This is a genomic window from Psychrobacter sp. T6-1 (assembly GCF_052258445.1).
The window spans coordinates 1-12154 of record NZ_JBQQFC010000054.1 but is presented as its reverse complement, the minus strand read 5'-3'; the positions used below and the strand labels follow the sequence as shown (position 1 = coordinate 12154).

9 protein-coding genes and 1 pseudogene are annotated in these 12154 nt (G+C 45.9%); 9 read left to right on the top strand and 1 reads right to left on the bottom strand.

The window, feature by feature from the left end; all coding sequences use genetic code 11:
• Positions 1-169: 169 nt before the first annotated feature.
• Entirely contained in the window at positions 170-2878 is a 2709-nt protein-coding gene (locus ACTXGO_RS05125) for an AAA family ATPase (RefSeq protein WP_443541778.1), read from the bottom strand.
• 375 nt (positions 2879-3253) lie between these two features.
• Between ACTXGO_RS05125 and rsmG the strand changes: the two genes are divergently transcribed.
• The 9 genes and pseudogenes from rsmG to ACTXGO_RS05080 all read left to right on the top strand — a co-directional run.
• Positions 3254-3979, top strand: coding sequence for a 16S rRNA (guanine(527)-N(7))-methyltransferase RsmG (gene rsmG, locus ACTXGO_RS05120; protein ID WP_443541777.1), 726 nt, complete (start codon positions 3254-3256; stop codon positions 3977-3979).
• Positions 3980-4014: 35 nt separating this feature from the next.
• Positions 4015-4794 carry a ParA family protein gene (locus tag ACTXGO_RS05115; RefSeq protein WP_443541774.1) on the top strand — a complete coding sequence of 260 codons (780 nt, stop codon included), beginning with the start codon at positions 4015-4017 and terminating at the stop codon, positions 4792-4794.
• Between the two features lie 204 nt (positions 4795-4998).
• Positions 4999-6174: a ParB/RepB/Spo0J family partition protein gene (locus ACTXGO_RS05110; RefSeq protein ID WP_317199011.1), complete on the top strand. Its 1176-nt coding sequence runs from the start codon at positions 4999-5001 to the stop codon at positions 6172-6174.
• A gap of 106 nt (positions 6175-6280) precedes the next feature.
• The gene (locus ACTXGO_RS05105; RefSeq protein WP_435949112.1) at positions 6281-6994 is read left to right on the top strand and encodes a MotA/TolQ/ExbB proton channel family protein; all 714 of its coding nucleotides are present in this window, start codon (positions 6281-6283) and stop codon (positions 6992-6994) included.
• 17 nt (positions 6995-7011) lie between these two features.
• Positions 7012-7443, top strand: coding sequence for an ExbD/TolR family protein (locus ACTXGO_RS05100; protein ID WP_317199009.1), 432 nt, complete (start codon positions 7012-7014; stop codon positions 7441-7443).
• Positions 7444-7573: 130 nt separating this feature from the next.
• The gene (msbA, locus tag ACTXGO_RS05095; RefSeq protein ID WP_443541771.1) at positions 7574-9370 is read left to right on the top strand and encodes a lipid A export permease/ATP-binding protein MsbA; all 1797 of its coding nucleotides are present in this window, start codon (positions 7574-7576) and stop codon (positions 9368-9370) included.
• Positions 9371-9460: 90 nt separating this feature from the next.
• Positions 9461-10537: a tetraacyldisaccharide 4'-kinase gene (gene lpxK, locus ACTXGO_RS05090; RefSeq protein ID WP_443541769.1), complete on the top strand. Its 1077-nt coding sequence runs from the start codon at positions 9461-9463 to the stop codon at positions 10535-10537.
• 21 nt (positions 10538-10558) lie between these two features.
• Positions 10559-11395 carry a 3-deoxy-manno-octulosonate cytidylyltransferase gene (gene kdsB / locus ACTXGO_RS05085; protein WP_443541767.1) on the top strand — a complete coding sequence of 279 codons (837 nt, stop codon included), beginning with the start codon at positions 10559-10561 and terminating at the stop codon, positions 11393-11395.
• Positions 11396-11510: 115 nt separating this feature from the next.
• A pseudogene (locus tag ACTXGO_RS05080) lies at positions 11511-12154 on the top strand (DNA polymerase III subunit delta'); the annotation flags it as partial.

Genomic DNA, 12154 nt, shown 5'->3' with positions numbered 1-12154 from the left:
TAAGTTATTAAGTCGCTGGCAGTTTGCAAGTGTCATGCGCTTATAAAAAACAGTAGTGCTCGTTTATTTATCATCGCAGAAAAGAGTGAGAGCGTCTAGACATGATTGCATAGCTTTGCTTGCGTAGCTTTGCTGGTTTATCTTTATTGACTAGGTGGTACAGCGGTGCTTACTCTTGTTCCTTATCACTTAAATCTTTAACCCGCTTTTCGTTTTGAGCGTCTTCTTGTATGGCTTGCTGCTCTTTTTTTTGACGTTTTTGTTTTTTCTTCTTTTTACTCTTTTTAGCTTCTTTTTTTGATACGCTATCATCGGCGACGTCATCGTTTTGATTGTCATCCCAGAGCATTAAGCGGCGTAGGACTTTGCCAAATAAGGTGTCTTTGTGGTAGCGCTTCTTTTTATTAAGGGTGTCGATAGGCAGGCCAGTCATTAGTGTCAAGGCTTCGTTGATCGTATGAACACCGTAAATTGAGAACTGCTTATTTTCAACCGCTTCAATGATATCATCACGTAGCATGAGCTGCTGACCGTTTGCCATAGGGATGACGACGCCTTGCTGTCCGGTTAGAGCTTGCTCGCGGCAGGCATCGAAAAACCCTGCGATTTTGGCATTGATACCACCAACCGCTTGCACCTCGCCCAGCTGATTCATCGAACCTGTGATGGCAAGCGCTTGATCGATCGGCACGTCGGCTAGGGCAGATAGGAGCGCGCAAGCTTCGCTAACGGTCGCACTATCGCCATCGATATGCGCGTAGCTTTGCTCAAAGGCGAGGGAGGCACTAAAGTTTAGCGCATGGTGCTGGCTAAAGAGCGCGCGTAAATAGCTGGTCATAATCAGCATGCCTTTAGCATGCAAACTACCGCCCAAATCAACATCACGCTCGATATCTAAAATCTCACCAGTACCTATATTGGGCTGGATAACTGCGGTCAAGCGCGCAGGCATACCAAACTCACTATCGGCGTAGCTGACGACGGTGAGGGCATTGACTTGACCAACGGCTACTCCTTGAGTCTTGATAAGCTGCTGACCGTTTTTAAGCTCATCCCAGTATAGATCGCGTAAGTAGCCTGAGCGCTCGTCCATATCGGCTATCGCTTCGGTGACGTGCGTGGCATCGACTAAGGTTTCGTTACTAAGGCGCGCATGACGATTAGACTCATGAAGCAATTTGATTAGCCGATCACTGTGCAGACTCAAACGGTCTTGCTCTTCAGCTTGCAGGCTCAAGTGCTCAAGTAAAGCCGCTTGCGCGCTACTGTCGAACGGATAAAGTCCTGCGTAATCTATAATATCTGCCATCTTGGCAACCAAAGCCAGTTCATGCTCATGAGTGCGTTTTACGTCATCATGAAAGTCGGCGCGTACTTTAAATACCGCATCAAATTCAGGCTCTAACTCTAATAGCTCGTAATATAGATCGGCCTCACCCAGCAAGATCACCTTGACACTCAAATCTACAGGCATGGGCGCTAAGGACAAGCTACCGGTCAAGGTCAGCATTTGCTCTAGGCTTGAGAGCTTGATTTTACGTGATTGCAATGCGCGTTTGAGTCCTTGCCACGCATAAGGATGCTCAAGGACGTGGCTGGCTTCAAGCAGCAAGTAGCCGCCGTTGGCGCGGTGTAGGGCGCCGGCGCGAATCATACTAACATCAGTTGTAACGGTGCCTAACTGAGTGATTTGCTCGACATGACCTAATAGATTAAGATGCGTCGGCAGATCCTCAAATACCACAGGCGCGCCGCTATTAGGCACGTGCGTCACCATAACGTTGACGGCGTAACGACTCGGCGTTGTCGCAAGGAGGGCGGCGACAAACTCCTCATCATCGGCGTTTACGATTCGCTCTACATGGTTGACCATATCGGCGAGCATTGCCGTCAGGTATGAGCCTACCGCTGGCAGCGCCTCAAACTGCTTTTGAATAGGCGCAAACAGGGGCTGTAGCGTGCGTGTTGCGATATCACGGTGCATGGCTTCTATGGCGTCATTGGCATCATCTTCTAAGCGCTCAAGAGCAATCGTTAATTGGCTTAAGCGCTTATGCATGTGATTTTTTTGGGCAAAATTGCGCCGTGTATTGTTGTAATCCTCAGCTGATGTATCAAGGGTTTTTGGTTTATCAGAACTTGTAGACGCATACTCTTTAGTATCTAGCTCAATACTGGTATCTTGTTGAGGGTCTATAACATTTGCATCATTTAAGGATTGTGTTGCCAACTGACTTGGATGTACAAACATCGCTTTGTTGTCAGAGGGGCGAAAAGTCAGCGCCAAGTCATACTGTTTACCCTCAGCATTAAGCGCATCATAGGCTTGGCTCTCTTGCGCGTGCGCGTCATTTTTGATCGCCTCAATCTGGCTTTGATACTGATCACTGTAAAAGCGCTGACTCAAACGCTTTTTGGCCTGTTGCCAAAGGGTACTGATTTGCTCTTGCAATACAAGTGCCTGACCTGCGGGTAAGGTGAGAGCAATAGGAGTGCGTGGGTCTGAAAAATTATACACATAGACCCAGTCATCAGGGGTTGGCGCACGAGCAGCACTACGCGCGAGCAAACGGGTGATAATCGTACGTTTGCCTAAGCCATTCTCACCTGCGGCAAACACATGATAGCCGCTCGCTTGAATATCTAGCGCCGTACGCAAGGCTTTTAATGCACGCTGCTGCCCAAAGCCAATATCTAAAGGAGGCGCTGCGCGAGTATCTTTGGGGAGTACTCTATGATTGCTATAGCGTTTGAGCTGATCAGAGCTGAGCTGGCAGCGCTTTTTAACGTCGATAAAAATAGGGTGAGGCTTGATAGTCGCGTCGCCTGATTGCTCAGCGCTAGGCGCTAATGTGTCGTCTTTTAAGGTTTGAGTCATAAAGTTTTAGGTTTCGTCTTAGGCTTATCTGTCAGGCATAGCCAATAGATAATAGTAGGTAATAGGCAAGCGTTACAAAGCATTAGGCTCTAACGTCAAATACGTTCTAGCATAGCAGATTCTTTAAGCGACTACTTATTAGCGTAACGACTTTTTAATATGAGCTATATCGGCAAAACAATATAAATTATTTTATAAAATAGAGTATGAGAGGTCAGTATATGTCATTTATGATAAGACTAAAAAACGAATAACACATCAATAATCCCAAAGATAGTATAAGATGACGGACATCAGCGCAATGTCAAACTATTCAATGTGCAACCCTCGTGATAAAATGAGGGTTTCACACGACAAAATCGGACCCATCGTCTTATGCCAGCATCCTCAAACGCTACTGCCAAGCCCGCTATAAATGCGCGTAATCCTACAGGTTTTTCTGGACTTGATAGTACAGGTTTCGTCAAGATAGGCGCGCAACTGCCTAAGCTTGCTGGCATTTTATCAGAATCAGTACAAGCGTTAGCATTAGACATATCCGCCTTAGATCAGCGCACCTTGCTACTATATTTAGATAAGCTATTATTATGGAACAAAGCCTATAATCTGACAGCTATTACCGATCCTGTAGAGGCGCTAACTAAGCACATTGTCGATTGCTTAGCGATTATACCGCATCTGCCAGCAGGCTCGCTGCTTGATATTGGTACTGGGGCGGGTATGCCAGCGGTGATTATCGCCATCTGTCAGCCTGAGCGCCGGTGCATAGCTTTAGATAGCAATCAAAAAAAAATACGCTTTATTAAGCAAATCAGCAGCGAGCTTGGACTTGGCAATGTGCAGCCTATCGCTTCTCGTATTGAGGCGCATGACGGCGAGTACGATGTGGTGACCTCACGCGCTTTTGCCAGCTTACATGACTTTGTCAGTGCAGCGCAGCCACAATTAAAGGCGACAGGCCGCTTGTGCGCGATGAAAGGCAAAGCGCCAACTCAAGAAGAGCTACAAGAATTAGAAAATGAATGGCACATTAATACTATAAAACTAAATGTCCCAAGACTGCATGACAGTCGGCATTTAGTTGAGATGACACGTTTTTAAGATATAGACCTATATTAATAATACTGAGTGAGTTTATGGAAATCATAGCAATTGCCAATCAAAAAGGCGGCGTTGGCAAAACCACCACAGCGGTGAATTTGGCGGCAAGCCTTGCTGCTAAACGCAAACGGGTTCTTTTGATTGATTTAGACCCACAAGGTAATGCAACCTCTGGCACCGGACTTGACAAAAATGACTTGTCGCTGAGCATCACGGATGTTTTGCTCGATGGCGTTTTGTTGCAGGACGCTTTGGTGACGAGTCCTGCTGGGTTCGATGTCATCGGTGCTAATCGCGAGCTTGCAGGTATGGATACCACGTTGATGGGACAGACCAATAGTCATGAGCTGCTAAAAACGGCAATGAGCGCTTTGAGTGATCATCAAGCCAATACTCAAAGCAAACCTTATGATTACGTCGTCATGGACTGCGCGCCAAGTCTGAACCTGTTGACCATTAACGCTTTAGTCGCAACAGATGGTGTCATCATCCCTATGCAGTGCGAGTACTATGCGTTAGAGGGTTTGGCTGACTTATCACAAACCATTGAGCGCTTGACTGAGCTTAATCCAAAGCTACATATCCGCGGCGTGGTCAGAACGCTGTTCGATGCGCGCAACACTTTGGCGCGCGATGTCTCAGCTGAGCTTGAGGCGCATTTTGGCGATATCATGTACAAGACTCATATTCCAAGAAACGTACGATTAGCAGAAGCGCCTGCTCACGGTATGCCAGTTATTGCCTACGAGAGATGGTCTAAGGGCTCGCGCGCTTATCAAAAGCTGGCAGCAGAAGTCATCAAACAAAGCAAATAAAAGCACGACTTTTATCTACTCGCAAGCATCAATGGTTTTTGACATCATCAAAACGATATTTTGTGAGATTGATTCATCCAAAAGCTGGATTAAGTGAATGCTTGGTAAATAATATTGCCATCGTTTTTCTGTTATTAAACGCCGCTTTCATTTATTATCGGTTATAATCGAGCTTTTATTTTAGTGTTAGAGGAATTGGGAATCATGGCGAAGAAACGTGGATTGGCTGCCAATAGAGGCCTTGATGCCCTGCTTGGGTCAATCAAAAAAGAAAAGCAAATCACCGCCAGCGCCTTACAAGATGATACGGTTGTACGTGATGACGTTTTGCCAGAGGCTACCTCAAGTACTCAAGCGCCGGCCCAGTCTAAGCTTAAAAGCAATAAAAAGTCTAAAGCGGATACCGACACCAATATAAAGTCAGAGAACATAGAGCTAGTAGATAGTTTGGAGCTAGTAAATAGTGTAGAGCTAGATAGTAAAAAACCAGAAGCTGCTGCCAATATAGGTAGCCGAGCGCCGCGTCCTAACAACAAGACTTATAAAGATAAAGGTGGTGCTGAAGACCAAATTAGCTTGGTGCAAATAGAGGTCAGCTTATTGCAAGCGGGTAAGTATCAGCCACGCCGTGATATGAGTGAGACGGCATTGACCGAGCTTGCGTCCTCAATTGAGCAGCACGGTATCATGCAACCTATTGTTATCCGTCCGCTACTTGCTACAGAAAACAAAAGCAACGATATCGTTACGCACGAAATCATCGCAGGTGAACGCCGCTGGCGTGCGGCTAAAATGGCAGGTAAAACGGTCATTCCAGCAATAGAGCGCGCGCTGTCTGATGAGCTCGCTATTGCCTTAGCCTTGATTGAAAATATTCAGCGCGAAGACCTATCTGTCATTGAGCAAGCTGCCGCTTTGCAACGCTTTCATAGTGAGTTTGGTATGAGTCATGCCATGATCGCCGAGGTCGTGGGTAAGGCAAGAACAACAGTCTCAAACTTACTGCGACTCAATCAATTACATGATGCGGTCAAAGACCATCTGGCTAATAGTGCTCTTGACATGGGTCATGCGCGCACCTTGCTTGCGCTGTCATCAGAGCAGCAGCCTATCATCGCCCAAAAAATAATCGACGGTAATATGACCGTACGTGAAGCTGAAAAACTGGTCAAATCTATTCTCAAACCTACGCCTAAAGCTGATCGCAGCGAGTCAGCACCCGCTCATGATGCCGAGCGATTGACCCAGCGCTTAACCGACGCACTAGGTGCTGAGGTTAAACTCAAACACAAAAAAGACGGGCAAGGTAGCGTTGAGATTATCTTTCACAACCAAGATGAGCTTGCCGCTATCATCAAATATATAGAGGCGCAGCGCTAACGTGCGCTTTTTATACCTTAAATCGGGCTAACATCACTGGTTTAATACTCGATTTTTGATGCCTATTATAGTTATTACTATCTAATTATCTGATACGAGAGTTGTTATGTGGGAGCTGGTAACGGCGGGCGGTTGGCTAATGACGCCTATAGTAGCGTGTTCGATAGTGGCACTGATTATTATCATCGAGCGCAGTTATAATTTACAGGTCGGCAAAATTGCTCCCAGTTGGCTACGCGAACAGCTCATTACCCGTTTGCGCGATAATGGCGATATCAAGCGCGCGCAACTGATAAATGTCAAAGAAAAAACGCCCCTAGGTGATATCCTAGCAACGGGTTTGCTCTATCGTCAGTACGGGCTTGAATCTATGACCATGCATATGCAAAACCGTGCAAGCGTGCAAATACATCAATTAGAAAAAAACATCAATATGCTCGGTACTATAGGCGCTATTGCGCCGCTGCTTGGCTTGTTAGGTACAGTTTTAGGTATTATCTCCTCGTTCTTAGCGATTACAGATAACGCCATGCAAGATCCGACATTGCTCGCAGCTGGGGTGTCACAAGCATTAATCACTACAGCGGCTGGCATGATCGTCGCGATACCAGCACTAGTGGCGTATCGTTATTTTCAGCGCCGTATCATTGATATCAATGCGCAGTTTGAAACTCAAGCGGGCCTTATGGTGCAGGAATTATACGATTATCAGTTGTTAGATTCTTCATCAAACAAAGTCTTCACTAAAAGGGCTGTCAATATGAGTCAGGCTATTAATAAAGTGCTGCACGCTGATAATAATACGATCAACGCAATTTAGTCCATGTAGAGACCACTATGCGCTTTAGAAAACCTACTGTCGAGCCGCTTGAGATTAACTTGACGCCTATGATAGATTGCTTGCTGTTCTTAATTGTATTTTTACTGCTTGCAACCTCATTTAATCATTATAGTCGTCTAAATTTGGTTCTACCAGAAGCGCAAGGGGTAGCGCAAGCAGAGCAAAAACAGAGCATCGAGGTGGCTGTACAAGAGGATGGCAGTTACTTAGTCAACGGTATTAGTCTAGCTAATAGCAGTGAAGCTGAATTGACAAGCATGCTGCAACAAGAGGCTGGCAGTAACCGTGACCTGTTGTTTGTGATAGCGGCTGACGGCAATGCAACCCACCAATCTGTAGTCAGAGTTATGGATATCGCAGGTAAGCTTGGGTTTTTAAACTTAAATATCAGTACGGTTGTGCCGCAAGGTCAGCCTATACCGCAATGATTTATTGACTGAGTATACTTTAGCTATTATCAATGATGAGCGTTTTATACCTTTATAGTTTATATTTTTATAATCACGTCAGCCTTGTCATACAAGGGCAATGCATTTTTATATCAAAACTGAGGCTTTTATGAGCCAAGCTTTTAAACCTAGTCGCAAAAAAACACTGAGCAAACAGCGCTTAGTGTTGACAAACAAGCCTGATAGTGTACCCAAACATAAGACGCTACTACGCTTACTTAGGTACCTAAAACCTTATTGGTGGGCACTTATGCTCACTGTTTTGGGCTTTGCTATCAATGCAGGGACAGAGATCTGGGTCGCTAAACTTTTGCAGTATATTACAGATGCTATCAATCAGAGCGATCGCTCCAAACAAAACTTGTTTCCATTACTGATTGTTTTATTATTCTTAGTGCGCGGTATAGGCAGTTTTTTGGGTAATTATTTTACTGCTTTGGTATCGCGAAACTTGGTTTATAAGCTACGCGTAGAGGTATTTAATAAATTGCTGCGTCTGCCAAGCGCGTTTTATTTAGCCAATCCAGCGGGTACGATCTCCTCCAAACTCATCTTTGATGTCGAACAAGTGACCGCTGCCAGTACCGACTCGCTTAAGACTCTATTGCGTGATGGCTTGACTGTTATCGCCTTGATGGGCTTTTTGCTTTATAGCAATTGGCGTCTGACTTTAATCCTATTTTTGGTATTACCACCTATTTTATTGCTGATTCGAATCGCCTCGAAGCGTTATCTAAAGTTATCAAAGAGCATTCAGCAGACCATGGGCGAGGTCAGTCATATCACAAACGAAGTCATCAGCGGCTATCATGTGGTCAAAAACTATGGCGGTCAAAGCTACGAGTCAAAGCGTTTTGATGCCACCTCACTAAAAAACCTACGCCAAGGTATGAAAATCGTTGTCACCAACAGCATCAATACGCCTGCGGTGCAGCTTTTGATGGCGATGGCGATGGCAGTAGTGGTGTGGCTGGCGCTACGTCCTGAAGTTATCAGTGGTTTTTCGGCGGGTCAGTTTATCTCATATATCGCCGCTGCAGGTTTGCTAAGCAAGCCTGTGCGCTCTTTGACAGACGTTAATCAAAAACTGCAAAAAGGTATCGCTGCAGGTGAGTCGATATTTGCGCTACTTGATGAGCCAGAAGAGGCAGATACAGGTACACTTGGCCCAAAATTATCAGGGAATATCCATTTAGATCAGGTAGGTTTGGTCTATCCTGATTCAACGGTAGCGCTGAGTGATTTTAGTTTAGATATCAAATCAGGTGAGACGGTCGCTTTGGTTGGGCGTAGCGGCGCTGGCAAGTCCTCACTGGTCAACTTACTCACGCGCACTTTGAACACATCCTCAGGTCAAATCACTATGGATGGCATGGCAATCGAAGACATTACGCTTGAGAGTCTGCGCGCGCAAATCGCTATTGTCAATCAGCAAGTCGTGCTCTTTAATACCACAATATTTAATAACATTGCTTATGGTAGTCTGGCTGATAAGACGCAAGCTGAGGTCGAACAAGCCGCGAGAGATGCCTTTGCTCATGACTTTATCACCGCGATGCCAAAGGGATATCAAAGCGAGATTGGCGCTGAAGGATTGCAGCTCTCTGGCGGTCAGCGTCAGCGCTTATCTATTGCACGCGCGCTACTAAAAAACGCGCCGATACTGATATTAGATGAAGCCACCAGCGCGCTCGACAATGAGTCTGAGTACTATATTCAACAGGCGCTCGATAATGTCATGAAAAACCGTACGACATTAGTGATTGCGCATAGGCTTACGACCATTGAATCTGCCGATCGTATCGCGGTGATGGATCAAGGTCAGATCGTCGAGTTAGGTACTCATAGTGAGCTTATGGATAAGCAAGGATACTACGCACAGATGTATGAGCGTGACTTTGAATAGCATGACTGTAAATAATGTTTTTGAATAAGGTTAATACTAAAGTAAATACCATGGCAATACTTACGATAATGACACCGAGCATAGTCTCAAATGAGCCTTGAGAAAACAATGACAGAGGCTTGGCAGCGCCAAGCGGCTTGGCTTTGGTTACTATTGCCACTTAGTTGGTTGTACGGCCTGCTTATGCTACTGCGCCGCCAAGCATACAAACTAAGTATATTTAAGAGTTTTCGTGCGCCTATTCCTGTTATGGTTATCGGTAATATCACCGTAGGCGGTAGTGGTAAAACGCCTTTGATTATTGCTTTGGTTAAGTGTTTACAGAATCAGGATATAAAAGTTGGGGTCATCAGCCGAGGTTATGGCGGTGATAGTAGCCAAATGCCAGCACTAGTTAAAGCAGATAGCAATCCAAGCCTAGTCGGTGACGAGCCTTGTTTAATCGTTGGCGTCACGCAGGTTGCTATGGCGGTATGCCCCAATCGCCAGCAAGCGATTGAGACATTACTAGCGGCGCACCCCGATACACAGCTAATAATCGCTGATGACGGTTTGCAACATTATGCATTGCAGCGTGATATTGAGTGGATAGTGGTTGATGACAGTCGCGGCTTTGGTAATCAGCAATTGCTCCCAACAGGGTTTTTGCGTGAGCCGATGTCGCGCTTGCAGGATACATGCGTGATCCATCATCAAAAGCCTAGTGAGGTATCATCTCTAGACAAGCCTTCATCACTGACCATGAGTTTGCAGCCTGCTAAGTTGCAGCGTTTATGGCCGTCCAATAGTAGAAGATTGAGCGCTACTCCTCAAGCTGGCCAGCCCGTCCACGGCGTCAGCGGTATCGGTTATCCCAAACGCTTTTTTGAGACGTTAAAGACACTTGGGTTTGAGGTTATTGAACACCCTTATCCTGATCACTATGATTTTAGTCTTGTCGAGCTACTTGAGTATCAAGATCATCCTATCATTGTCACTAGTAAAGATGCGGTAAAGATAAGATCGTTACTGATGCAAGAGCAAGTTTTAAGTACCCAGCAGCAAGCGCTTGTCGATAGATTATGGGTATTGCCTGTAAGCGCTGTCTTATCTGATAGTTGTTATCAAATGCTGCATCGCCAGCTACAGGCTTTAAATATAACTGTCCCAAACACCTTCAATCAATAAGCCATATCATAGGAGTCACGTATGACGACTAACTTGCCAGCCGCCAAAACGCATATTGTCATTCCAGCACGGTTTAAGAGTACGCGCTTGCCAGGTAAGCCGCTACTTATGATACACGGGATGCCTATGATACTGTGGGTCGCGCAAAAAGCAAAGGCTGCTCATTTTGCTGATGATATGTGTATCGCAACCGATGATGAGCGTATTGCGGCAGTATGCAAGGATGCTGGGTTTGAGGTGGTTATGACCAGCCGTGAGCACGCATCAGGTACAGATCGTTTAGCTGAGGTTGCGCAAATAAAAGGCTGGGCGGATCGTGATATCGTCATCAATATGCAAGGTGATGAGCCGCTAGTGCCGCCGCTACTCCTAGAGCAAGTCAAAGATTTGCTGGTAGCAGATAGCGATAGCGTTATGGCGACTTTGTATGAGCCTATCGAGGACTATGATACCTTTATGCGCTCCTCTGTAGTCAAGGTGGTTAATCATGCTCACGGCGATCAGCAGCGTGCGCTTTATTTTAGCCGCGCGCCCATTCCATATGATCGTGATATGGCGTTAGCACAGAGTAGTTTGACAGGTGAGAGTAGCTGTCCAAATGTATCAATACCCAAAGCGGCCAGTCGCCACTTAGGTCTGTATGCGTACCGCGTCAAATTACTACAGCAGTTTATAAGCTGGCCGCAAACGCCACTTGAGCGACTTGAGAGTTTAGAGCAGCTACGCATTATGGAGAATGGTGGTCATATCGCTATTGCCGCCGCGAGGATTCAACTACCAGCAGGGGTAGATACTCAAGAGGATCTCGATCGATTAAATGCGATGAGTTTAGACGAATTTCAAAGCACTAGGCTATAACTGCTAAAATAGCCTAATAAGGTATAAAATAGCCTAAGTATTAAAAAAGTGGATGTATGGTTCAGACAGTACTTTAAGCTGTAGGACAACTGGGCACTGGGATAACATAGTAAATATGACGGACATAACAAAAGCGACAGACGCCATTTACTTTGCGCCGCTACTCTCTTGGCAACATGAGTTGTGGACGCAGCTGACCCAGCGAGTATCGGTGTCATCAGGTCAGCTACCGCATGCACTATTAGCTGCCGGCATGTCAGGTATGGGCAAGCGCGCCTTTGTCTGGCGTCTGGTCGCTTGGCTGCTTTGTTACGAGAAACACAATCATCCGTTAGGGGCCTGTGGTCAGTGCGAGAGCTGTCAATGGCTTAGATCTGGCACCCATCCAAGCCTACAGGTGTTACCCTTAATAAGCCTGCCAGTGAGCGCCGAGCATAATCAGCAAGAGAGCAAACCTAAAAGCACAAAGTCTGCTAAAGCGGTGAGTGCTTCGGCGCTAAAAATAAAAGTTGATGATATTCGTGCGCTGCAACCTTTTATTTATCAAGGCGGGCAGGGTATGCGTATTTGTATCTTAGATCATGCCGAGCAGATGACCATTGCAGCGGCAAACGCGCTACTCAAAACATTAGAGGAGCCGCAATCTCAGGTACATCTTATTTTGATCAGCGACATGCCAGCAAAGCTTCTGCCAACGATAAAAAGCCGCGTACAGCAATTACCACTACAGACTATCGATCATAAACTTGCTTTTGACTA

Coding starts and splice junctions, on each gene's coding strand:
- ACTXGO_RS05125 (WP_443541778.1), bottom strand. CDS start 2,878: ATGACTCAAACCTTAAAAGACGACACATTAGCGCCTAGCGCTGAGCAA.
- rsmG (WP_443541777.1), top strand. CDS start 3,254: ATGCCAGCATCCTCAAACGCTACTGCCAAGCCCGCTATAAATGCGCGT.
- ACTXGO_RS05115 (WP_443541774.1), top strand. CDS start 4,015: ATGGAAATCATAGCAATTGCCAATCAAAAAGGCGGCGTTGGCAAAACC.
- ACTXGO_RS05110 (WP_317199011.1), top strand. CDS start 4,999: ATGGCGAAGAAACGTGGATTGGCTGCCAATAGAGGCCTTGATGCCCTG.
- ACTXGO_RS05105 (WP_435949112.1), top strand. CDS start 6,281: ATGTGGGAGCTGGTAACGGCGGGCGGTTGGCTAATGACGCCTATAGTA.
- ACTXGO_RS05100 (WP_317199009.1), top strand. CDS start 7,012: ATGCGCTTTAGAAAACCTACTGTCGAGCCGCTTGAGATTAACTTGACG.
- msbA (WP_443541771.1), top strand. CDS start 7,574: ATGAGCCAAGCTTTTAAACCTAGTCGCAAAAAAACACTGAGCAAACAG.
- lpxK (WP_443541769.1), top strand. CDS start 9,461: ATGAGCCTTGAGAAAACAATGACAGAGGCTTGGCAGCGCCAAGCGGCT.
- kdsB (WP_443541767.1), top strand. CDS start 10,559: ATGACGACTAACTTGCCAGCCGCCAAAACGCATATTGTCATTCCAGCA.